General features: G+C 54.4%; 22 protein-coding genes. 13 read left to right on the plus strand and 9 right to left on the minus strand.

What is annotated here, in order from left to right; all coding sequences use genetic code 11:
• Positions 1-816, minus strand: coding sequence for a RexA family antiphage protein (locus ACREYP_RS14075; protein ID WP_498880949.1), 816 nt, complete (start codon positions 814-816; stop codon positions 1-3).
• Positions 817-995: 179 nt separating this feature from the next.
• On the minus strand, positions 996-2246 hold the full coding sequence (gene icd / locus ACREYP_RS14080) for an NADP-dependent isocitrate dehydrogenase (RefSeq protein WP_498880950.1): 1251 nt from the start codon (positions 2244-2246) through the stop codon (positions 996-998).
• Between the two features lie 107 nt (positions 2247-2353).
• Here icd and rluE point away from each other — a divergent pair, with 107 nt between their 5' ends.
• The 9 genes from rluE to ACREYP_RS14125 all read left to right on the plus strand — a co-directional run bounded on the left by rluE (position 2354) and on the right by ACREYP_RS14125 (position 10631).
• Positions 2354-3019, plus strand: coding sequence for a 23S rRNA pseudouridine(2457) synthase RluE (gene rluE / locus ACREYP_RS14085; protein ID WP_008453354.1), 666 nt, complete (start codon positions 2354-2356; stop codon positions 3017-3019).
• Complete coding sequence (locus tag ACREYP_RS14090; RefSeq protein WP_166993826.1) at positions 3016-3345, plus strand: lysozyme inhibitor LprI family protein; 330 nt, start codon at positions 3016-3018, stop codon at positions 3343-3345. The genes rluE and ACREYP_RS14090 overlap by 4 nt, the downstream gene beginning before the upstream one ends.
• A gap of 13 nt (positions 3346-3358) precedes the next feature.
• A complete protein-coding gene (locus ACREYP_RS14095) occupies positions 3359-3820 on the plus strand; it encodes an NUDIX hydrolase (RefSeq protein WP_336817740.1) in 462 nt (153 codons plus the stop codon).
• Positions 3821-3873: 53 nt separating this feature from the next.
• Positions 3874-4983 (plus strand): tRNA 2-thiouridine(34) synthase MnmA, encoded by a 1110-nt coding sequence (mnmA, locus tag ACREYP_RS14100; protein ID WP_008453359.1) that lies wholly within the window; start codon positions 3874-3876, stop codon positions 4981-4983.
• A 22-nt stretch (positions 4984-5005) separates the two neighbouring features.
• The gene (gene hflD, locus ACREYP_RS14105; protein ID WP_008453361.1) at positions 5006-5635 is read left to right on the plus strand and encodes a high frequency lysogenization protein HflD; all 630 of its coding nucleotides are present in this window, start codon (positions 5006-5008) and stop codon (positions 5633-5635) included.
• Between the two features lie 16 nt (positions 5636-5651).
• Complete coding sequence (gene purB / locus ACREYP_RS14110; RefSeq protein WP_008453363.1) at positions 5652-7022, plus strand: adenylosuccinate lyase; 1371 nt, start codon at positions 5652-5654, stop codon at positions 7020-7022.
• A gap of 272 nt (positions 7023-7294) precedes the next feature.
• The gene (gene phoP, locus ACREYP_RS14115) at positions 7295-7966 is read left to right on the plus strand and encodes a two-component system response regulator PhoP (RefSeq protein ID WP_008453365.1); all 672 of its coding nucleotides are present in this window, start codon (positions 7295-7297) and stop codon (positions 7964-7966) included.
• Positions 7967-9436, plus strand: coding sequence for a two-component system sensor histidine kinase PhoQ (phoQ, locus tag ACREYP_RS14120; protein WP_008453368.1), 1470 nt, complete (start codon positions 7967-7969; stop codon positions 9434-9436).
• A gap of 73 nt (positions 9437-9509) precedes the next feature.
• Positions 9510-10631: a ribosomal protein uL16 3-hydroxylase gene (locus ACREYP_RS14125; protein ID WP_008453370.1), complete on the plus strand. Its 1122-nt coding sequence runs from the start codon at positions 9510-9512 to the stop codon at positions 10629-10631.
• Between the two features lie 65 nt (positions 10632-10696).
• Here the strand turns inward: ACREYP_RS14125 and ACREYP_RS14130 are convergent, their stop codons facing one another.
• Genes ACREYP_RS14130 through ACREYP_RS14140 form a run of 3 tightly spaced genes read right to left on the minus strand, consistent with a single transcriptional unit; the run spans position 10697 to position 14406 of the window.
• Positions 10697-11725: an ABC transporter ATP-binding protein gene (locus ACREYP_RS14130; protein WP_336817741.1), complete on the minus strand. Its 1029-nt coding sequence runs from the start codon at positions 11723-11725 to the stop codon at positions 10697-10699.
• On the minus strand, positions 11713-13425 hold the full coding sequence (locus ACREYP_RS14135; protein WP_336817898.1) for an ABC transporter permease: 1713 nt from the start codon (positions 13423-13425) through the stop codon (positions 11713-11715). The genes ACREYP_RS14130 and ACREYP_RS14135 overlap by 13 nt, the downstream gene beginning before the upstream one ends.
• 3 nt (positions 13426-13428) lie before the next feature.
• The gene (locus tag ACREYP_RS14140; protein WP_166875068.1) at positions 13429-14406 is read right to left on the minus strand and encodes an ABC transporter substrate-binding protein; all 978 of its coding nucleotides are present in this window, start codon (positions 14404-14406) and stop codon (positions 13429-13431) included.
• Between the two features lie 500 nt (positions 14407-14906).
• Here ACREYP_RS14140 and ACREYP_RS14145 point away from each other — a divergent pair, with 500 nt between their 5' ends.
• The 3 genes from ACREYP_RS14145 (at position 14907) to ACREYP_RS14155 (ending at position 19082) form a co-directional block, all read left to right on the plus strand.
• The gene (locus ACREYP_RS14145; protein WP_008453376.1) at positions 14907-15758 is read left to right on the plus strand and encodes an Evf family palmitoylated virulence factor; all 852 of its coding nucleotides are present in this window, start codon (positions 14907-14909) and stop codon (positions 15756-15758) included.
• Positions 15759-16125: 367 nt separating this feature from the next.
• Positions 16126-18552, plus strand: a complete 2427-nt coding sequence (locus ACREYP_RS14150; protein ID WP_336817743.1) for a DUF3772 domain-containing protein — start codon at positions 16126-16128, stop codon at positions 18550-18552.
• Between the two features lie 131 nt (positions 18553-18683).
• Positions 18684-19082, plus strand: coding sequence for a hypothetical protein (locus tag ACREYP_RS14155; protein WP_336817744.1), 399 nt, complete (start codon positions 18684-18686; stop codon positions 19080-19082).
• A gap of 61 nt (positions 19083-19143) precedes the next feature.
• Here ACREYP_RS14155 and ACREYP_RS14160 read toward each other — a convergent pair whose 3' ends face one another.
• Entirely contained in the window at positions 19144-19674 is a 531-nt protein-coding gene (locus ACREYP_RS14160; protein WP_336817745.1) for a hypothetical protein, read from the minus strand.
• 242 nt (positions 19675-19916) lie between these two features.
• Here ACREYP_RS14160 and ACREYP_RS14165 point away from each other — a divergent pair, with 242 nt between their 5' ends.
• Complete coding sequence (locus tag ACREYP_RS14165) at positions 19917-20195, plus strand: hypothetical protein (RefSeq protein WP_336817746.1); 279 nt, start codon at positions 19917-19919, stop codon at positions 20193-20195.
• Between the two features lie 289 nt (positions 20196-20484).
• Here the strand turns inward: ACREYP_RS14165 and ACREYP_RS14170 are convergent, their stop codons facing one another.
• From ACREYP_RS14170 to ACREYP_RS14180, 3 genes are all read right to left on the minus strand, one after another.
• Entirely contained in the window at positions 20485-20838 is a 354-nt protein-coding gene (locus ACREYP_RS14170) for a putative T6SS immunity periplasmic lipoprotein (protein ID WP_336817747.1), read from the minus strand.
• A 191-nt stretch (positions 20839-21029) separates the two neighbouring features.
• Entirely contained in the window at positions 21030-21383 is a 354-nt protein-coding gene (locus tag ACREYP_RS14175; RefSeq protein ID WP_336707949.1) for a putative T6SS immunity periplasmic lipoprotein, read from the minus strand.
• A complete protein-coding gene (locus tag ACREYP_RS14180) occupies positions 21380-21898 on the minus strand; it encodes a type IV secretion protein Rhs (protein ID WP_336817748.1) in 519 nt (172 codons plus the stop codon). Before ACREYP_RS14180 ends, ACREYP_RS14175 begins: the two co-directional genes overlap by 4 nt.
• Positions 21899-21996 lie beyond the last annotated feature (98 nt).

Genomic DNA, 21996 nt, shown 5'->3' on the forward strand with positions numbered 1-21996 from the left:
TTAATATCCAGCAGCTCTTAAATCTGCATTTTGGTTAAAGTTAGTATCCATTTGAAGGTGCAATGGAATATTTGATTTTGTATTTACGGTATCATACACGCATCCAGAAGCAGCAATGTGTAATTCCTCTGCTTGAGAGCCAATTGCATGTTTAGCCGCAATGGTCATATCAATAATACCTTGCGGCATGTTAGCCAGTGTGGGGACAATGGTGTCTCTAATGTTTTTCGCACGTTTCGGCTTGATTATTATTTCAAAACTATCAACATCATCAAATGCTAATGCAGTCACTCCAAGAAAATTTGTCATTTCCCTGATTGCGAAAGGAGAATTTTTCTCTAACCGAACATTAATTTTCCCCATATGAGCGAAAGCCAATGCCTGAGCTGGTGTGATTGTTTTTGAAATAGGTTCAAAGCGGAGATTGTTACCACCATTAGCATTGAAAAAATAATGATCGTAATAAGTCGCAAATGCACCAATTTTAGGTCCAAAAATAGTACTACTGAAGCCAATACATGTAGGCTTAATTATGAAGTAAGATGCAAAAGCAACTTCCTCATTCGCTTGTAATAAAGCCGAGATATCTTGATAGCTATTATTTACACGATCGATTGTTTTTATGATGTCTGTATTATTTGTTTTGAGAAACATAAAAACATCATTTGAAATATGATGGACTGAATAATAAGTACCATTGAGGCTGGCAGTTTGATTGTTCTGCCCAATTAGTTGCATTAGAGATGCTTTCATAGTGGCGTGCAAAGCTTGGCCATTCCGGGGGTATAGGTCAAATTTTAAGTAATTTGTTTTCATTCCATGCCAACTTTTAAAATGCTGTGTTAGCAGAAATTGTCGCACTCGGGGGAAAAAAAGCAACACACAATGTGATGTTTTGATAACTTGTTTTGATAAAATTTTGATAACCGTTCGAAAGCTAATAATAAAAAACGGGAACCATCAGGCTCCCGTTGTCACATTACCAGCGGCGCTGATTACATGTGATTAATGATAGCGTCGCCAAACTCTGAACATTTCAGCAGCTTAGCGCCATCCATCAGACGCTCAAAGTCATAAGTTACGGTCTTAGCTTCGATAGCGCCTTCCATACCTTTAACGATCAGGTCTGCCGCTTCGAACCATTCCATATGACGCAGCATCATTTCTGCGGACAGGATGATGGAGCCCGGGTTCACTTTGTCCTGGCCTGCGTACTTAGGCGCAGTACCGTGGGTCGCTTCGAACAGCGCGCAGTCGTCACCGATGTTTGCGCCCGGGGCGATACCGATGCCGCCAACCTGTGCCGCCAGGGCATCAGAAATGTAGTCCCCGTTCAGGTTCATACAGGCGATCACGTCGTATTCTGCAGGACGCAGCAGGATCTGCTGCAGGAACGCATCGGCGATCACGTCTTTTACAACGATCTCTTTGCCGGTGTTCGGGTTCTTGATTTTCACCCACGGGCCGCCGTCGATCAGCTCGCCGCCGAACTCTTCGCGAGCCAGCTGGTAGCCCCAGTCTTTGAACGCGCCTTCGGTGAACTTCATGATGTTGCCTTTGTGCACCAGGGTCACGGAATCACGGTCGTTGGTGATCGCGTATTCGATGGCCGCACGTACCAGGCGTTTGGTGCCTTCTTCGGAGCAAGGCTTGATGCCGATCCCGCAGTGCTCAGGGAAGCGAATTTTCTTCACGCCCATTTCGTCACGCAGGAACTTGATAACTTTGTCCGCTTCAGCGCTGTCCGCTTTCCACTCGATACCCGCATAGATATCTTCGGAGTTCTCACGGAAGATAACCATGTCGGTCAGCTCAGGCTGTTTAACCGGGCTTGGGGTACCCTGGTAGTAACGTACCGGGCGCAGGCAAACGTACAGGTCCAGCTGCTGACGCAGGGCAACGTTCAGGGAGCGAATACCGCCGCCCACTGGGGTAGTCAGTGGGCCTTTGATGGCCACGCGGTAGTCACGAATCAGGTCCAGAGTTTCTTCTGGCAGCCAGACGTCCTGGCCATAAACTTGGGTAGATTTTTCGCCGGTGTAGATTTCCATCCAGGAAATTTTCCGCTCGCCGTTGTAGGCTTTTGCCACGGCAGCATCCACCACTTTAATCATGGCAGGAGTTACGTCCACACCAATACCGTCCCCTTCAATGAACGGGATCACTGGGTTGTTAGGAACGTTGATTTTGCCATTTTGCAGGGTGATCTTTTTACCTTCCGCCGGAACGACTACTTTGCTTTCCATTCACCTCTCCTTCGAGCGCTTCTGGTTTTTTGTTAATGATTTGTAATTTGCGGGCTCATACTACTGCAATATCGGGCTCGCGCCAATCACTCATGTTTTCCGTTATAATGCGTCAATCCACCCGCGCTGAAAACACTATGAACAAAACTTCTTTTAGGAATCACCAAGTTAAACGATTCAGCAGCCCACAACCCGCCAGGCGCAAGAAGCCTGACGGTCCAAAGAAGCTGGTTATCTTCAATAAGCCCTACGATGTGCTGCCGCAGTTCACCGACGAAGCCGGGCGCAGCACGCTAAAGGATTACATTCCTTTACAAGGCATCTATGCCGCGGGGCGTCTCGACCGCGACAGCGAAGGGCTGCTGGTGCTCACCAATGACGGGGCGCTGCAGGCCAAACTGACCCAGCCAGGTAAACGCACCGGCAAAATCTATTACGTGCAGGTGGAAGGCGAGCCAACGGAGGAAGCGCTTAACGCCCTGCGCAACGGCGTCGAGTTGAACGACGGCCCCACATTACCTGCAGGCGCCGAACTGGTTGCCGAGCCAGAATGGCTGTGGCCGCGTAACCCGCCGATTCGCGAACGTAAGGCGATCCCCACCCGTTGGCTAAAGATCACGCTTTATGAAGGCCGTAACCGCCAGGTTCGCCGCATGACGGCGCACGTGGGCTACCCTACCCTGCGCCTGATTCGCTACGCCATGGGCGACTACACGCTGGAAGGCCTGGCCAACGGCGAGTGGCGCGAAGTCCCTCCGGAGCAACCAAAATGAAAAAGATATTGCTGCTGAGCTTACTTATCGGCTCCGCCACCGCAGGCGCGGCAAGTTTTGACTGCGCCAAAGCCAATGCGCCAGATGAAAAAGCGATTTGTGCCCATCGGGCGCTGAATGATAAAGACGTCGAAATGGCCACCAAATATCAGTTCTTAAAAGGGCTGTTTGCCATGGGTGGCCAGGGCGCTATGCAGGATCAGCAGCAAGCGTGGCTCAAAGAGCGCCAGAGCTGCGGGTCTGACACCACATGTCTGACCGCACAGTACAATAAACGCCTCAGCGCGCTGGATGCCATTTACGCCAAAATCGACAAACCGCTTTAACCCAGGAGAAGCGATGTTTAAGCCGCACGTCACCGTGGCCTGCGTTGTTCAGGCCGAAGGTCAGTTTTTAGTCGTCGAAGAAACCATTCACGGCAAAGCACTGTGGAACCAGCCCGCCGGGCACCTCGAAGCCGACGAAACGCTGCTTGAAGCCGCGAAGCGCGAGCTGTGGGAAGAAACAGGGATTACCGCCGAGCCGCAGAGCTTTATCCGCATGCACCAGTGGATCGCCCCGGACAACACGCCTTTCCTGCGCTTCCTGTTTGCAATCGATCTGGATAAGCAGCTGCCGACCACCCCGCACGACAGCGACATTGACCGCTGCCTGTGGCTCGATGCCGAAGCCATTCTCAATGCGGCAAATCTGCGCTCGCCGCTGGTGGCGGAAAGCATCCGCTGTTACCAGCAGGAGCCGCGTTATCCCCTGTCGGTGCTGGGGGCTTTTAACTGGCCGTTTACAGAGGGTGTCAAGTAGCGGCCTGCGTGATAGAATACGCCGCTTTGAAGTTCAATGTCGTGAGTCTCTCCATGTCTGATAACAGCCAGAAAAAAGTGATCGTCGGGATGTCCGGCGGCGTCGATTCCTCCGTTTCCGCTTACCTGCTGATGCAGCAGGGCTATAAGGTGGAAGGCCTGTTCATGAAGAACTGGGAAGAAGACGATGGCGAGGAGTACTGCACCGCAGCGGAAGATTTAGCCGATGCGCAGGCCGTTTGCGACAAGCTGGGCATTGAACTGCACACCGTTAACTTTGCCGCAGAGTACTGGGACAACGTGTTCGAACTGTTCCTCGAAGAGTACAAAGCCGGGCGCACGCCAAACCCGGATATCCTCTGCAACAAAGAGATCAAATTTAAAGCCTTCCTGGAATTTGCCGCCGAAGATTTAGGTGCCGACTACATTGCTACCGGCCACTACGTGCGCCGCGCTGACGTGAACGGCAAAAGCCAACTGCTGCGCGGCCTGGACGGTAACAAGGACCAGAGCTACTTCCTCTATACGCTGAGCCACGAACAGATTGCCCAAAGCCTGTTCCCGGTCGGCGAGCTGGAAAAGCCGGAAGTGCGCCGCATTGCTGAAGAGCTGGATCTGGTCACCGCGAAGAAAAAAGATTCCACCGGCATCTGTTTCATCGGCGAGCGCAAGTTCCGCGACTTCCTGGGCCGCTACCTGCCAGCCCAGCCGGGTAAAATTATTACCGTGGACGGCGAAACCGTCGGCGAGCACCAGGGGCTGATGTATCACACCCTCGGTCAGCGTAAAGGCCTCGGCATCGGCGGCACCAAAGAAGGATCAGAAGATCCCTGGTACGTGGTCGATAAAGACGTCGCCAACAATATTCTTATCGTCGCGCAGGGTCACGATCACCCGCGTCTGATGTCGGTCGGGCTGATTGCCCAGCAGCTTCACTGGGTGGATCGCGAGCCGCTGACCGCGCCGCTGAGCTGCACGGTGAAAACTCGCTACCGCCAGACGGATATCCCCTGCACGATTACGCCGCTGGACGCTGAGCGCATAGAAGTGCGTTTTGAAGAGCCGGTGGCTGCCGTCACCCCAGGCCAGTCCGCGGTGTTCTACCTCGGCGAAGTGTGCCTGGGCGGCGGCATTATCGAGCAGCGTTTGCCGCTCGTCAGTTAATTACACACAAGGACGCAGCCTGGTGGCTAAAAACTACTACGACATTACTCTCGCGCTGGCCGGCATTTGCCAGTCAGCCCGTCTGGTTCAGCAGTTGGCACATCAGGGTCATTGCGACAGCGACGCGCTCCACGTCTCGCTCAACAGCGTGATTGACCAGAACCCAGGCTCAACCCTGGATGTTTTTGGCGGCAGCGAAGCTAACCTTAAGCTCGGGCTTGAAACTCTGCTGGGCGTGCTAAACGCCAGCAGCCGCCAGGGGCTGAACGCCGAGCTGACGCGCTATACGCTCAGCCTGATGGTGCTGGAGCGTAAACTCCACGCTGCCAAAGGCGCGATGGACACGCTCGGCAGCAAAATTAATGGCCTGCAGCGCCAGCTGGAACACTTTGATCTCGAGTCTGACACGCTACTGAGCGCCATGGCCGGGATCTACGTGGATGTCATCAGCCCGCTTGGCCCGCGTATTCAGGTCACAGGTTCCCCTGCCGTGCTGCAAAGCCCGCAGGTGCAAAGTAAAGTACGCGCGGCGCTGCTGGCCGGGATCCGTGCCGCCGTGCTGTGGCATCAGGTTGGCGGTGGCCGCCTGCAGTTAATGTTTTCTCGTCGTCGCCTGACCGATCAGGCCAAACAAATTCTTGCTCATTGTTAACCTCTCAGGAGTTGTTATGGAATTATCCTCACTGACCGCCGTTTCCCCCGTTGACGGGCGCTACGGCGACAAAGTCAGCGCTCTGCGCGCTATTTTCAGCGAATTCGGTCTGCTGAAATTCCGCGTACAGGTCGAAGTACGTTGGCTGCAAAAGCTGGCCGCGCACGCAGCGATCAAGGAAGTTCCTGCTTTTGATGCGGACGCAAACGGTTACCTTGATAAAATCGTCGCCGAGTTCAGCGAGGCTGACGCCGCGCGCATCAAAACCATCGAGCGCACCACCAACCACGACGTGAAAGCGGTGGAATACTTCCTGAAAGAGAAAGTGGAAGCAATCCCTGCCCTCCACGCGGTGTCCGAATTTATTCACTTCGCCTGTACTTCCGAAGACATCAACAACCTGTCCCACGCGCTGATGCTCGACACCGCGCGTAAAGACGTGGTCCTGCCGTACTGGCGTAAAATCATCGATGCTGTGAAAGATCTGGCGGTGCAGTACCGCGACATCCCGCTGCTGTCCCGTACCCACGGCCAGCCGGCGACCCCATCCACCATGGGGAAAGAGATGGCAAACGTCGCTTACCGCATGGAGCGCCAGTTCCGCCAGCTCGGCAACGTTGAAATCCTCGGCAAAATCAACGGCGCGGTCGGCAACTACAACGCTCACATCGCCGCTTACCCGGAAGTGGACTGGCACCAGTTCAGCGAAGAGTTCGTGACTTCTCTGGGCATTCAGTGGAACCCGTACACCACCCAGATCGAACCGCACGACTATATCGCCGAGCTGTTTGACTGTATCGCGCGCTTCAACACCATCCTGATCGACTTCGACCGCGACGTGTGGGGCTACATCGCCCTGAACCACTTCAAGCAGAAAACTATCGCCGGTGAAATTGGCTCCTCCACCATGCCGCACAAGGTGAACCCGATTGACTTCGAAAACTCCGAAGGCAACCTCGGCCTGTCCAACGCCATGCTGCAGCACCTGGCAAGCAAACTGCCGGTGTCCCGCTGGCAGCGTGATCTGACCGACTCCACCGTGCTGCGTAACCTGGGCGTGGGTATCGGCTATGCGTTGATCGCCTATCAGTCCACCCTGAAGGGCGTGAGCAAGCTGGAAGTGAACCGCGACCGCCTGCTGGACGAGTTGGATCACAACTGGGAAGTGCTGGCTGAGCCGATTCAGACCGTGATGCGCCGCTACGGCATCGAAAAGCCGTACGAGAAGCTGAAAGAGCTGACCCGCGGCAAACGCGTTGACGCCGAAGGCATGAAGCAGTTCATCGACAGCCTCGAGCTGCCGGAAGAAGAGAAAACTCGCCTGAAAGCCATGACGCCTGCCAACTATATTGGCCGCGCCATTACCATGGTTGACGAGCTGAAGTAATGAAAAAGGCCCTCTTCGGAGGGCTTTTTTGTTGCCTGCAGTTTGCCCCTCACCCCGGCCCTCTCCCCAGAGGGGCGAAGGGGAGAACAAATGACAAAGTTTATTTTGATCCCCTCTCCCTCTGGGAGAGGCTTAGGGTGAGGGCCTCCAGCCGAATGGGATTGTTGACTCAGCGTTAATCTCCATAAGGGCATTGTTTATACGAGGTTTATTTCCTGTCATTAATAATTAGCGCTAAACTATCAATACTATGAATGGATTGAGGAAATACAATGCGCGTACTGGTCGTGGAAGATAATGCCCTGCTGCGTCATCACCTTAAGGTGCAGCTGCGTGAAGCAGGCCACCAGGTGGATGCGGCCGAGGATGCCAAAGAGGCAGACTATTTCCTGAATGAACATACCCCGGATATCGCAATTGTTGACCTAGGCCTGCCGGATGAAGACGGCATGAGTCTGATCCGCCGCTGGCGCAGCCATGACGTAACCATTCCCATCATGGTATTAACCGCCCGTGAAGGCTGGCAGGACAAAGTTGAAGTTCTGGGCGCCGGGGCCGATGACTACGTCACTAAACCTTTCCATCTGGAAGAAGTGGTCGCCCGCATGCAGGCGCTGATGCGCCGTAACAGCGGTCTGGCTTCGCAGGTGATTTCCCTGCCGCCGTTCCAGGTCGATTTGTCCCGCCGCGAGCTGTCGATTAACGACAACCTGATCAAGCTCACCGCGTTTGAATACACCATCATGGAAACCATCATCCGCAACGCCGGGAAGGTGGTCAGCAAAGACTCGCTGATGCTGCAGCTCTACCCGGACGCCGAGCTGCGCGAAAGCCACACTATTGACGTGCTGATGGGCCGTTTACGTAAAAAAATTCAGGCTGAATACCCGCAGGAAGTGATCACCACCGTGCGCGGGCAGGGCTACAGGTTCGATCTCCACTAAATGCTGAAAATTTTTCGCCATATCCTGCCGCTGTCGCTGCGGGTTCGTTTCTTACTGGCTACCGCCGCGGTTGTGATGGTGCTGTCCCTGGCTTACGGCCTGGTGGCGCTGGTGGGCTACAGCGTTAGCTTTGATAAAACCACCTTCCGCCTGTTGCGCGGGGAAAGTAACCTGTTCTATACGCTGTCCAGCTGGAAGGACGGCAAGCTGCAGGTGGACTTGCCCGACAACATCAGTATCCAAAGCCCGACCATGGCGCTGATTTACGACGAGCACGGCAAACTGCTGTGGATGCAGCGCAACGTCCCGGACGTGGTGCAACAGATCCAGAAAGAGTGGCTGACCGGCAACGGCTTCCACGAGCTGGAGGCCGACTACGCCACCAGTACCGCCCTGCTGGACAACGATAAAGACCGCCTGGCCCAGCTGAAAGACATGCACGATGACGAAAGCGACGACGGCTACGAGATGACCCACTCAGTGGCGGTCAACCTTTACCCGGCGACGGCGCGCATGCCGGCGCTGACCGTGGTCGTGGTGGACACCATTCCTATCGAGCTGAAGCGCTCGTACATGGTGTGGAGCTGGTTTATTTACGTCCTGCTGGCCAACCTGCTGCTGGTAGTGCCGCTGCTGTGGCTGGCCGCCTGGTGGAGCCTGCGCCCGATTCAGGAACTCGCTCAGGAAGTGCGCGAGCTGGAAAAACACGACCGCGACAGCCTCAACCCGGAAACAACTCGCGAGCTGACAAGCCTGGTGCGTAACCTTAACCAGTTGCTGCGCACCGAGCGCGATCGCCACGACAAGTACCGCACCACGCTGACGGACTTAACGCACAGCCTGAAAACGCCGCTCGCCGTGCTGCAGTCGACCCTGCGGTCGCTGCGCACAGACAAGATGAACGTCGAGCAGGCCGAACCGGTGATGCTGGAGCAGATCAGCCGCATCTCGCAGCAGATCGGCTACTACCTGCATCGCGCTAGCATGCGCGGCAACAGCGCCCTGCTTAGTCGGGAACTGCATTCCGTTGCCCCGCTGCTGGACAACCTGTGCTCGGCGCTGAACAAGGTTTACCAGCGCAAAGGGGTGAACATCACGCTGGACGTTTCGCCGGAAATCACCTTTATCGGCGAGCAAAATGACTTTATGGAAGTGATGGGCAACCTGCTGGATAACGCCTGCAAATACTGCCTGGAGTTTGTGGAAGTGACCGCCCGCCAGACCGAAGATGCGCTGCACCTGATTGTGGAAGACGACGGTCCCGGTATTCCGGAAAGCAAACGTGCAATGGTCTTCGATCGCGGCCAGCGGGCCGATACGCTGAGGCCTGGCCAGGGCGTCGGGCTGTCGGTTGCCCGAGAAATTGTCGAGCAGTACAACGGCGAGATCCAGACCAGTGCCAGCATTCTGGGCGGCGCGCGCATGGAAGTGATTTTTGCCCGCCAGCAGCCGGAACAGAATGAAGGGTGAAATAGTCCCATAACCCGGCTCGCCATCCGTTATAATCCGTGTCAGGCTCCTCCATCTGCAGGAAGACAATAATATGGATTATCACCTGGATTTAAACTGGCCCGACTTTATTGCACGCTACTGGCAAAAACGCCCTGTGGTGCTGAAGCGCGGCTTTAAAAACTTCATCGACCCTATTTCACCGGATGAGCTGGCCGGTCTGGCCATGGAAAGCGAGGTGGACAGCCGCCTCGTGAGCCACCAGGGCGGCAAGTGGCAGGTCAGCCACGGCCCGTTCCAGAGCTATGATCACCTCGGCGAGAACAACTGGTCGCTGCTGGTGCAGGCCGTGAACAACTGGCATGAACCTTCCAGCGCCCTGATGCGCCCCTTCCGCGCCCTGCCCGACTGGCGCATTGATGACCTGATGATCTCCTTCTCTGTGCCAGGCGGCGGCGTAGGCCCGCACCTGGATCAGTACGACGTGTTTATTATTCAGGGCGTGGGCCGCCGCCGCTGGCGCGTGGGCGAAAAAGTCGCCATGAAACAGCACTGCCCGCACCCGGACCTGCTCCAGGTTGAGCCGTTCGACGCCATCATCGACGAAGAGATGGAGCCGGGCGACATTCTGTATATTCCGCCGGGCTTCCCGCACGAAGGCTACTCGCTGGAAAACGCGCTGAACTACTCCGTCGGCTTCCGCGCCCCAAGCGGCCGCGAGCTGATCAGCGGCTTTGCCGACTACGTGCTGCAGCGCGAGCTGGGCGGGTTACGCTATACCGACCCGGACGTGCCCGAGCGCCAGCACCCGGCAGATATTCTGCCGCAGGAAATCGACAAGCTGCGCGAGATGATGCTGGACATCGTTAACCAGCCGGAGACCTTCCACAGCTGGTTTGGCGAGTTTATTACCCAGTCCCGCCATGAGCTGGACGTTGCGCCACCGGAGCCGCCTTATCAGCCGGATGAGATCTACGACGCGCTGCAGCAGGGCGACAAGCTGGTGCGCCTGGGTGGCCTGCGAGTGCTCCGCGTGGCCGGAGAGGTGTACGTGAACGGCGAGAAGCTCGACAGCCCGCACCGCCCGGCGGTGGAAGCGCTGGCCAGCCACATTAAGCTGGACGCGGAGAAGTTTGGCGATGCGCTGGAAGATCCTTCCTTCCTCGCCACGTTAGCCGCCCTGGTGAACAGCGGCTACTGGTTCTTCGAAGACTAAAGCCCTGCCCCGCCTTTGCCGTTTATCGCGGTGAAGGCGGGATATTCCTGCCAACGGCGTAATTGTCACGCCGCATCCAGCCGCCAGCCCTGCAACAGCTGCACATTCACGCTCTGCCGCACCGCCAGCGGCGCAGAATGAAACGCGCTCAGCGCCTGCCCGTCCTGCAAACGCAGCTCCAGCAGATAGCGTTCCCCCTGATAAATACAGCTTTCGACGCTGGCCACCGGCCCGCTGCCTGAGATCTGCACATGCTCCGGGCGCACCAGGACCGGCACGGTTTTATCGCGCCCCGGCTGATCCAGGCCGCCATGCAATGCCGCGAGATCCAGACTTTGTAAGCCCGGCGAAACGGCGAGGGACAGCACGCTGCCCTGGCCGATAAACCCGGCCACCCAGCTATTCTGCGGCTGCTGATAAAGCTGCTGCGGGGTGCCCCACTGCATCAGTTCGCCCTGGTACATCACCGCGATATGGCTGGCGAGTGCCATCGCCTCCGCCTGGTCGTGCGTGACGTAGACAAACGTCGCCCCCGTGCGGCGGTGAAACTCGCGAAAAGTCTGCTCCATGGTGGCGCGAAGATGGCGGTCGAGGTTCGCCAGCGGTTCATCGAGCAGAACCACTCGCGGCTCTGAGACCAGGCAACGTGCCAGCGCCACCCGCTGCCGCTGCCCGCCGCTGAGTTCCTGAGGCGAGCGCCCGAAATAGGCCCCAAGCTCCACGACTTCCAGCGCCTCCATCACACGTTTCTGCCTTGCCGCGCCGTTTACCTGGCGCAGCTTCAGCGGATAGCCAACGTTCTCGCCCACGGTCATGTGCGGCCACAGAGCGTAGGACTGAAACACCATGCCCATGTCGCGCTGTTCCGGCGGAACGTGGGTGCCGCTGTCGGCCAGCAGCTTATCACCCAGCCACAGGCGACCACCGCTCAGCGATTCCAGCCCGGCCACAATCCGCAGCGTGGTGGTTTTGCCGCAGCCACTCGGCCCCAGCAGGGCGGTAAACGCCCCGGACGGGATCGTCAGGCTGAGATCCTTCACCACGGCCTGCTCGCCAAAGAATTTGCTGAGCTTGTCCAGCCTTAGCTCTGCCATGGAATAACTCCTTTCGGTAAATAACGGCCCAGCGCGCCGAGTAACAGCATCACCACGGCAACCAGCCCCACCACCAGCACGGAAATCGCCGAGGCCATCACTTTGTCGCCGCTTTCGTCGAGGTTAAACACCACCACGCCGAGAGTTTCTTTTCCCGCACTCCAGAGCAGCGCAGAGACGGTCAGTTCGTTTACCGCAGTGAGAAACACCAGCAGCGCCCCGGCAAAGGCCGCCGGGGCCAGCAGAGGCAGCACGATGTGGCGTAACCGTTGGGAGGCGTCTGCTCCTGCCAGGCTCGCGGCCTCTTCCATCGCCGGATCCAGCTGCAGCATGCTGGTGTGAACTGGCTTCAGGCAGACGGTAAGAAACCGGGCCAGGTAGGCGAAGAAGATAATCGTCAAGGTGCCGCTGAGACTGACGTTCAGCAGCGGCAGCGGGCGCGCAAACAGCAGAATGCAGGCGATGGCCAGCACCACGCCGGGCAGCGTATAGGGAATGTCGATCAGGCTGTGCAGCCAGCGCAAAGGCCGACTGGGGCGACGCACCAGCAGCCAGGCCAGCGGCAGGCTCAGCGCCATCAGTAGCGCGGCGGCACTGACGGAGAGTAGCAGGCTGTTGCTCAGCGCCCGCCAGGTGGCGCTTTGCTCATCAAAAATGCCAGTCCATGCGGCAAACGTCAGCGTGTCGCCGTTGAGCGGCACGCCCAGGGTTGGCACCAGCGAGGTGGCGATCAGCGCCAGCAGCGGGGCCACCAGCATCCCGCCCAGCACGAGCGCGAGCAGGATCTCCACCGCCAGCCGCCCTTTCCCTGTCGCAATACTTGCCGCCCGCCCGGCCATGCCGATCAGCGGCAAAGCGTAACGCCGCTGCATGATGCCCTGCAGCGTCACAATGGCGACGGCCAGGACGCCCATCAGCACCGAGAGCGAGGCCACCTCGTTCAGCATCGACGGGCCAAAGCTGGAGAGCGTCTGGTAGATGTACACGGGCAGCACGAAATAAGAGATGGGGATGCCGAGCATCGCCGGGATGCCGAAGTTGCCGAGGGCGGAAACAAAGGCCAGCGCCGCCCCGGCCCACAGCGCGGGTCGGCACAGCGGCAGAATAATGTCGATGAAAACTCGCCCAAGAGAAGCGCCGTTCAGCCTCGCCGCCTCAATCTGTTCCTGCGGCAAACTTTGCAGCTGGGTGCGCAGGGTCAGGAACACCAGCGGCGCGTGCTGGATGCCGAGCAGGAAGGCGATCCCCTCCGCCGAATAAAGCGGATTGGGGCTGCCAAACCCCGGCGCCAGGCCGAGGCTGTTGAGCAGCACGCTGCCGGGGCCGAAAAGCTGCAGCCAGCTCAGGGCCGTGACCTGCGGCGGGATCATCATCGGCAGCATAAAGAGAAACGCCCAGGCCTGACGGCCCCGGATGTTCATCAGGCCGAGGCAAAAGGCAAACAGGCTGCCCAGCAGGAGGGAAAGCAGCGCCCCCAGGCCGCTGGTATAGACACTATTCCATAGTGCGACCCAGGTATTCGGGTTGCTGAGCACGCGGCCCAGACTACTTTGGCCGCCCAGCCGCCAGTCCACCAACGCGGAGACCAGCAGCTGCAGGCTGGGGAGCAGGCTTAAGAGCGCAATGACGACGACAAGCAGGCGCAGCAGCCCTTTCATCAGGCTGCCGTCGTTAGGGCGGGACAATGCCGGGCTGAGCATCAATCAGCGGCTACCAAACAGGTCAGCAAAGCGCTTTTTGTTGGCGTCGGTGTCCGCCAGCGCTTTGGCGGCATCAAACGGCATGATTTTGATGCTGTCGCGCGGCGGGAAACCCTGCGGCACCGGCAGGCTGGCATCGGCAGGCAGATAGCCCTGTTTCAGCACCAGCTCCTGCCCCGCTTTGGAGAGCACGAAGTCAATAAACGCTTTTGCCGCTTCGGGATTTTTAGCGCCCTTCATCATCGCCACAGGCTCGGTGACAATGCTCACGCCCTCGGTCGGGAAGGCAAACTCAATCGGCGCGCCTTTGGCTTTCTCACGGATCGCCATGTAATCGACCAGCACGCCGTAAGCTTTGCTGCCGGAGGCAATGGCGTTCATTACCGCGCCGTTGCCGCTCTGCGGCATCGCCCCGTTAGCCTTCAGTTTTTCGTAGTAATCCCAGCCCAGCGTCGGCGCGCCCATGATCGCGGCCTGGTGGATCTGCGCCGCACCGGAGTAAAGCGGGCTTGGCAGCGTGGTCATGTTCTTCAGCTCGGGCTTGAGCAAATCGAGCCATGAAGTGGGCTTGACCGGGGCTTTGCTGTGGTAAGCAATGCCGGTGGTAATCAGTTTGGTACCGTAGTAATAACCATCTTTGTCATAGAGCTGAGCATCGAAGCGCGCCGCTTCCGGCGATTTGTAGGCCGCCAGCAGGTTTTGCTGCTTGAGGGATTCCATGGTCACGCTGTCGGCAATCAGCAGCACGTCCGGCGCTGCGCCCCCGGCCGCCATTTCCGCCTGTAAACGGGCGGTCAGCTTGCTGGTGCCGTCGCGGATCCATTTCACTTCGATGTCCGGGTTCGCTTTTTCGAAGGCGCTGACGGTGGTCTGCGCATCTTCATTGGGCTGGCTGGTGTAAAGCGTTAAGGTGGATTTTGCCAGAGCAGAAGCACTCATTGCCGCCAGCATCACCGTCAACAACACATGTTTTTTCATCATTTTATGTCCCTTTTTTCCGTTGCGACGATTAAACCAGCCGAATCTGACAAGAGTATGACCGAAGCCGGACTGGCACCGCAGCTGGCTGGCCTGAGGCACGTTAAGCGTAGCGCTTAATAGCCCTAACAGGAGGAAAACATTATTAATCCCGGTAAATAACGGACTGTTTTTGATTGGTCACATATTGCCTTAAATTAAATTAACAGCATCAACCTTGTTATTTTAAAAAATAAAAAATCAACACATTATATATTACGCGAGCATGATGTTTTATATCAACCAAATAACAAATAAGCCAAAACCTGCATCAGACACATATAAAAATCATGTGCATTTATCTGGTTGCTATAATCATCGGGTGTTTGGCAAAGCGTTAAACACAGCAAGTAACATATTGCATATATTTATTTTATTTACCCCCGGTCAAATAAATATATTATATGGAATATTCCGTTTTTATTTGACACACAGCATAAACATCCATTGTGGAGAACGTTGTTATGTTCAATGAAAAAGCGATCGACGCGGCAGAAGCGTACTTTAGTCAAATCCACGGCTTGAAAGGGGCTGAACTCCTGAGTGACAAACCCCCGCTCGTTCCCGGCCTGTCTCAGGATGGCGCCGTACAATATCAAACGTATCAATTCAATGATGCCCCCGCTAATTTAAAAAAACAGGTGGAGGCTGGCCGCGTATTAATGGAACGCTTCGTCGGCGTTGCCAGCGCAGCGGTAAATAAAAAAGCCCCTAACAGTGCCGATAAATATAATTATAAAGAGTGGAAAGAAGTCACCCAGCAGCTGCTAAACGCCTTCTTTACCGATCCGGTTTCAGGCGATAAAAGCCTGGACACGTCGGTCAAAGGAATTGAAATAGCCAAAACGGTGATTGAATTTGCCTGCAGCGTTATCGCGGGGAATGTTTCTGCTTTTGCTGCCTTCCTGAAAGGCTTTGGCGACGGGCTTAGCGCAGAAATGAATAAGACCACCGCCGACTACAATTACCTGTATGCTTACTCCACTCACGATTTATTCAAAGACAACAGTGGCAATATTTTCTATAAGCCCAGTTTCCTGGTCTACGGCACCTATTTCAGCCAGGCGCAAAAGAAAATAGCCACTTCATGCGGCTCTTACAATGAGGTGAACCTCAAGTTCGGGGTCAATACCGTAGGCGGTACCTTCAAAATTGAAGAGTACTTTAGCAACCCCACCTTCAAGAAACGGGTCGATGATTTCCTCGATAAATATGAAGGGAAAGCCATCGATGAGACCGACTCCTACTTCGACGGTATCTTTAATGATTCCTCCCCGGCAAAAGATTACCAGTTCAAAAAGGAGCATGCCTATTAGCCTGATTGCTTCCGGCCGTAGGATGGCCGGGCATAATACTGTGAGCAAGCCTGGCTGACTCTTGAAGGGGGTGGGCACCTGCTTAACGTCTCCGCCCTGGAAGGGTTACATTGTGGTTAGCCCCCGTCTGGTGTAAGCCACCCCATTCGGGGGCTAATACTTTTCTAATGCAGTTTATTGAAAAAATTGAGGGGCACGGCAGTTGAAAAGATAAGTGCCATATGAGTATGCCCAGCCCCGGACAAGAAGAAGCTTCAGGCTGGCGGGAGAAGCCCCCTATCTGGCCACCCGAGGATAAAAGATGGCAATCTGATTAGCGCCTGCCCATACTTGGGTGAACGTTAATAGGGACATTGAGCGCCATCCCATGAGCAAATCGCTGCATACCTTCCTCCTCTCCTGCCTGTTATTTGTCGGCCTGTTTCTGACGGCCCAAAGCAGCCTGGCGGCCCCGACCGAAGACCAGGAGCCCAGCCTGAAAGAGATTGCCGGGCAGCTAAAGCAATACAAGACGCAGATAGACAACATTAAGCAGCAGGTGTCGCAGACCAACACCGACAGCCGGCTGATTAAGCTGTTCGACACCACGCAAAAGCTCGGCGTGGAGGTGGATAGCCTGACCGCGCTGCTGCAGCCGATGCACGACAAAGTGCAGGCTCAGCTGCAGGTGCTGGGGCCTGCCCCGGAGACCGCTGCGGGGAATGAAACCGCCAGCGTGTCCCGGCAGCGCAACGCGCTGAACAGCGACAAAAAGCAGATTGATGAGGCCATCAGCACCTCGCAAAACCTGCAAACCAACATCCGGGCGCTGGGTATCCAGATAAACGATCTCCGACGCACCTATTTTAAATCCCAGCTGGCGTCGAACAGCGGGAGCATGTTGAGCGCCACCTTCTGGCTGCAGGAAGCTGACACCCAGGCCGTGGATATCCAGCGCTTCAATGCCTTTGGCGAGCAGCTGCTGGAAACCTGGCAGGCGGCGTGGGAACCCGAGTTGTTCTGGGGCACCTTCTGGCTGTTCGTGGCTGCCGCCGCGATAGTGTTGGCTGGCTGCTACCTGATTGAGCGGCTGCTGGTCTGGATCGCCATCACCTGGTTGCCGGATGGTCGCCTGCGCCGCAGCTTCAATACGCTGGCCAGCACGTTAGTGACCATGTTTACTATCGCGCTGGCACTTTCCATTGTGAAAAGCGCCTTTTCCCGGGGGACGGAGTTCTCTCCCCAGGTGAACGATTTTGTCGACGGCTTTGTGCAGCTGGCCGTGTTCTGCTCATTGATTTATGGCGCTGGCCGCGCGTTTCTTTCCCTGAACCGCCCTTCATGGCGGCTCGTACAACTCGACGACAGCGTGGCCGAAAGCGTGCGTTACTTTCCACCGCTGCTGGCCATTCTCGGCCTGCTCATTGGCTGCCTCGACCTGATTAATAATACGATTGGCGCCAGTCTCGGCACCACGATCCGCGCCAACGGGCTGATTGCTGCCGTTATGGCCAGCGTGCTGCTGACCATGATGCTGCGCGTGCAGCACGCCCACCGGCGGCTGGAAAAAAATGGCGAGCCTGCCGAGAAGAGCTCCCGGATCGACGCCTTAGTCTGCCTGCTGGTCATGCTCGCTTCGCTGGCGATTCTGGCTTCGCTGCTTGTCGGCTACATCGCCTTCGCACGCTACCTGACTTACCAGGTCATCTGGTTCGGCATGGTGCTGGTGGCGTTTTATTATCTGGTGACCTTCGCCACCGACTTTTTCGCCGCCGTGTTTTCACCGCACACCGCCCCCGGCCAGGCAATGAAAAAGTCGCTGCGGTTTAAAGACCGGCACCTTGAACAGCTGGCCGTGGTGTTTACCGCCTTCACCAAGTGCGCGCTGATACTCATGACCATCATCGCGCTGTTTAACGGCACCTTCGGCACCACCACGCCGAGCCTGCTGATCGGCAAGCTGGTGACGATTTTAAGCGGCGACGGGCTGAAGCAATTGCACATCGTGCCCGGCAACCTGCTGAACTCCGTACTTTGCCTGGTGATTGGCCTGTACATTCTGCGCGTAACCCAGCGCTGGCTCAGCCAGGAGCTGCTGCCCAAAACCATTGCCGATATCGGCATTCGCGCGTCGCTGATTACGCTGTTTACCAACGTCGGCTACGTGCTGCTGATCCTCATCACCCTCGCCGCGCTGGGCATTCAGTGGAACAACCTGGCCTGGATTGTCAGCGCCCTGTCGGTGGGGATCGGCTTTGGCCTGCAGGAGATTGTGAAGAACTTTATCTCCGGCCTGATCCTGCTGACCGAACGCCCGGTCAAGGTCGGCGATATGATCGGCATCGGCGGCATTGAGGGCGACGTGCGGCGAATCAACGTGCGCGCCACGGAGATCCAGCTCAGCGACCGCTCGACGATGATCGTCCCCAACTCGCAGCTGATTTCCCAGAACGTGCGTAACGCCACAATGGGCAATGCCCAAGGCGTGGTCACCATCGCCCTGACCTTCCCGACCAACATTGACCCGGAGCTGGTGCGCGATTTGCTGCTCAGCGCCTACCAGGACTATGAGGTGATCCTCCCGACGCCTGCGCCCTATGTGCGCTTTAGCCAGTTGGGGCCGGAAGGCATTATCCTGAGCGTGACCGGCTACGTCGCCAGCCCGCGTATGGTCGGCTCCAGCAAAAGCGAGCTGCTGTTTAATATCCTCAAGCTGCTGCGCAAAAATGAAGTGAACCTTTCCAGCCCGCAGGAAGTTGTTTTTATGAAGCAGCGGGCGAAAGCTTTGGACGATGACGATGAGTTTTCGTCTTAAGTGAATCTGAATTTTGGAGCGGCTTAACACTTACTGACTATTCAGGACTTTCCTTATCACTGCTGCGTTGAATGGGGATGCCTTAGTCCTTACCCTCCACATGGAGAGTGGATTTATAAGGACATAAATACATGCTGACTATTAAATGGCTCCACCTGCTTTTAACGGCCCTCCTGCTGATGGTTGTGATTGGCTATGCCTGGATGAACTTCGGCCCCTCAAACCCGATCCATCCCCTGAAACGGACATATCAGGTTAACCACAATACCTGGCTGTATATGACAGAACAAAACAGCAGCGGCGCAACCGTCCCTGTCGCCTGGCGCTACTACCTGAGCAGTCAATTAAGTGGCGACGACAGCGATATTGCCCGCCAGTTAAGTACTGCGACACCGATCGTTGTCGGCTATGGCACGATAACCGACATTCAGGTGGATGATAAAAACGTTATTTCAGTCGCCTACAGCGGGAAGGTGCTGTCGATATCTGACGATGCCACGCAGGTTCGCTTTAAGATACAACCACACTGAAACTAACTTTCCCTGCCCGCCTTCGCCGTGCTTTGTCACAGCGAAGGCGGCCGCCGCTTATTTAGTGCAGACCCTGCACCAGTTCGCCGTTAGTCCACGCCAGCCCTTTCTTCGTGCGCACGAAGCGTGGCGCGGTTAAATTCTCTTCCAGCAGGCTGAACAGCTGGCTGAGAAGATCCGTCATCTGCACCTGTTGAGCCTGCCCCAGCTGCTGGCCCAGCAGCACCTGGGTTACGGCGCTGCAATACTCGCAGAGCACATCGGAATCGGCCTCCGACACGGTGCAGGGCGCCGCCGCTTGCCCCTCTTCCACCGTTAACCGCTCAATTAAGTGCTGCGGCAGCGGATGCGTTAAGACCACCCTCAGCACGTTAAACCCCGCCTGCAAACGCCCCACCAGCGCGATATATTCAGCGTGGCTATGTCTTTCGGCTAATTCATCCATCCAGCAGCTGCAAGTATGCAGCACATGAAATAAATCGTTCTTTGCGCCCAGCGGCATTTTTAATAACGCTGCGATGTCCTTAGCAATAATCGTTTGATCCTTCGTCATTTCCGTGTACGCGAATGTGTTACTATCGGCGTTAGCCATGATGTGACTCCTTATGCAAGTTACGTTGTGGTTAGCCCTCGTCTGGTGTTGGCGCACCTTTCGGGGGCGAATTTTTTCTTCTGTTACCTTTGATTGCTTCTTGCGTATTAACTTCTGTTTTTATACTGGATAAGTCAACAGTGGTTTGGTTTAAAATTATTGGAAACCTAAAAAACTCGAGGGGGATCGCGGAAATGTGATAACTGGGGGGTTGAGTTGCATTTGGGGGTGATAATTTTGATTTGGTTTTATTAGGTTGTTTATTATCTGATTCATTTCACATTGGAAATTTTCAACAAAAGCTCACAAGAGCTAAATTTTTATACAAAATTATTGATGATAAATTAAAGAGCGATGGGATATATATTTGGAAGTCAGGGGATATTGAGAAAATATACGGATTTGGGAAAAAACAAAGCGAATGGGATAATTTATTAGATTATTTAAGTGATTATACAAAAGAGATCCGTGCCATTATTAAGAACTATGATGAAATGGAATTTTTCATTTTATGGATTTGAACTCTTCTGACTAAAAAAATACGTAGCCAAGGGATAAGATAAACAGTGTCTTATTTCAACTGAGCACTATGCTTAGTGTAGAAAAACGAGTAATGTCCGCTTCTGGTACAGAGCGGGCATTACAGCCCTCCCTCTCAATATTATTAAATCACCGCTTCGATTTAAATAATTACCTTATCAACCCATTCAGTTACTACAATAGAACCACCGCACAATAAATTTAGGATCAGTTTTATCCCACCGCCAATAAATGTGATATATCACTTACCCCAATACACTCCCACACTGCTCACAGATTATTAACCCCTTGCTTTATCCCCCCAACACCATCCAACGCAAAGTTAACCCGATACTTAACATCGTTCATTTTATAGAGCAGGTTATAGGTCACATCATTCTTAAGCGTCAGGTTAAAGCAATGATCCGGGTATTTCTTTTGAACATAGTTTTCAAAAAACAAAGACTGCCGATAGGTATCTTCTGAGGAGGTTAAAAGATAGTAGGTAATAACATCACCTTCTTTCGACTTAATGCAAATTACGTCTCTGTTCTTTTGATAAACAGTGCCCGCGTTTCTAAACTCCAGCCGGTCGCCGACGCAGCCCGAAATTAGCCCTATCAGAATCAGAAGTCTTTTCTTCATGATAAATAGGTTCCTTTTTTAAAAGATGTTCTGCCTTTATATTTTAGGCCTTATTGAATAATCAGTAATTCTACCTTTATACCCGTAAGAGAAATTCCGTAACACGTAAAACACACAGTTAGTTATATCCTTCCTCAAAAAATGTGACACACCACACATCCCAATATGCGATGCATCACATTCCTCGCTCATTACAGGTTATTCACACCCTGCTTTATTCTCCCATCATCATCTAACGCAAAATTAACTCTATACTTAACATCATTCATTTCATAGAGCAGGTTATAGGTAACACCTTTCTTAAGCGTCAGATTAAAGCAATGATCCGGGTACTGTTTAGCGATATTATCGGCAAAAAACAAAGGCTCTCTATAGGTATCGGCTGATGAACTTAAAATGTAATAGGTAATAACATCGCCTCTTTTGGAGTTAACACAGATGTAGTCATTATTTTTTTTAAAAATACTCCCGGCGTGTCTGAAATCAAGTCGGTCGCCAACACAGCCAGAAAGCATCAGCGCCAATAAAATTACAATATATTTCATAATGGAAAACTCCCAAGCACGCGTTTGTATTTCAGGATAAGATTTCTGACGTTTTCTCGGCGGTCGTAATCTTTATATCGGATGTTTCGGATATAGTTAGAGAAACCATAGTTCAATAACAGCCAATAATCACTGACTATCCCGGCCTGTTGCTCCATACCATAGTCGGATAACTTTTTGCCATTAAGATCGTAGTAATAATCAACCGCCCAGGAAAACAGCCCCCTGGTTCTGACCATCATGCCTCGCTGATGCTGCCACACATGCATCATTTCATGTAAAAAAAGATGTTGTGAGTCGATAGCAGCAACGGAATAATCATCCCGGTACACATTGGTTTCAAACCATATTTCGCCGTTAGGCGTCATGGCTGTATTGTTATCCTGAATATTAAAAGGAAGATAACTCCCGTGATGAATCCAGACTCGATGATAACGAATTGAAGATCTGAAAATACTTTGTGCGAGTGCAATCTCGCCGGTTGTTAGCAGTCTTAAACCGCCTCTTTTCAACATAAAATCATCCTTTATTTATATGCAATGTATCGTCCTGGTTTCTGAAATGCCTTTAACATTCACATAGAGAATATTGGTTGAGAACTCATTCCTCCTGT

Source organism: Enterobacter sp. TMH.L2 (genome assembly GCF_050847315.1).
In the GTDB taxonomy this organism is placed as follows: Bacteria; Pseudomonadota; Gammaproteobacteria; order Enterobacterales; family Enterobacteriaceae; genus Cedecea.

Bases quoted from the DNA above. Each gene is read 5' to 3' on its own strand.
- ACREYP_RS14075 (WP_498880949.1), bottom strand. From the start codon at position 816: ATGAAAACAAATTACTTAAAATTTGACCTATACCCCCGGAATGGCCAA.
- icd (WP_498880950.1), bottom strand. From the start codon at position 2,246: ATGGAAAGCAAAGTAGTCGTTCCGGCGGAAGGTAAAAAGATCACCCTG.
- rluE (WP_008453354.1), top strand. From the start codon at position 2,354: ATGCGTCAATCCACCCGCGCTGAAAACACTATGAACAAAACTTCTTTT.
- ACREYP_RS14090 (WP_166993826.1), top strand. From the start codon at position 3,016: ATGAAAAAGATATTGCTGCTGAGCTTACTTATCGGCTCCGCCACCGCA.
- ACREYP_RS14095 (WP_336817740.1), top strand. From the start codon at position 3,359: ATGTTTAAGCCGCACGTCACCGTGGCCTGCGTTGTTCAGGCCGAAGGT.
- mnmA (WP_008453359.1), top strand. From the start codon at position 3,874: ATGTCTGATAACAGCCAGAAAAAAGTGATCGTCGGGATGTCCGGCGGC.
- purB (WP_008453363.1), top strand. From the start codon at position 5,652: ATGGAATTATCCTCACTGACCGCCGTTTCCCCCGTTGACGGGCGCTAC.
- phoP (WP_008453365.1), top strand. From the start codon at position 7,295: ATGCGCGTACTGGTCGTGGAAGATAATGCCCTGCTGCGTCATCACCTT.
- phoQ (WP_008453368.1), top strand. From the start codon at position 7,967: ATGCTGAAAATTTTTCGCCATATCCTGCCGCTGTCGCTGCGGGTTCGT.
- ACREYP_RS14125 (WP_008453370.1), top strand. From the start codon at position 9,510: ATGGATTATCACCTGGATTTAAACTGGCCCGACTTTATTGCACGCTAC.
- ACREYP_RS14130 (WP_336817741.1), bottom strand. From the start codon at position 11,725: ATGGCAGAGCTAAGGCTGGACAAGCTCAGCAAATTCTTTGGCGAGCAG.
- ACREYP_RS14135 (WP_336817898.1), bottom strand. From the start codon at position 13,425: ATGCTCAGCCCGGCATTGTCCCGCCCTAACGACGGCAGCCTGATGAAA.
- ACREYP_RS14140 (WP_166875068.1), bottom strand. From the start codon at position 14,406: ATGATGAAAAAACATGTGTTGTTGACGGTGATGCTGGCGGCAATGAGT.
- ACREYP_RS14145 (WP_008453376.1), top strand. From the start codon at position 14,907: ATGTTCAATGAAAAAGCGATCGACGCGGCAGAAGCGTACTTTAGTCAA.
- ACREYP_RS14150 (WP_336817743.1), top strand. From the start codon at position 16,126: ATGAGCAAATCGCTGCATACCTTCCTCCTCTCCTGCCTGTTATTTGTC.
- ACREYP_RS14155 (WP_336817744.1), top strand. From the start codon at position 18,684: ATGCTGACTATTAAATGGCTCCACCTGCTTTTAACGGCCCTCCTGCTG.
- ACREYP_RS14160 (WP_336817745.1), bottom strand. From the start codon at position 19,674: ATGGCTAACGCCGATAGTAACACATTCGCGTACACGGAAATGACGAAG.
- ACREYP_RS14170 (WP_336817747.1), bottom strand. From the start codon at position 20,838: ATGAAGAAAAGACTTCTGATTCTGATAGGGCTAATTTCGGGCTGCGTC.
- ACREYP_RS14175 (WP_336707949.1), bottom strand. From the start codon at position 21,383: ATGAAATATATTGTAATTTTATTGGCGCTGATGCTTTCTGGCTGTGTT.
- ACREYP_RS14180 (WP_336817748.1), bottom strand. From the start codon at position 21,898: ATGTTGAAAAGAGGCGGTTTAAGACTGCTAACAACCGGCGAGATTGCA.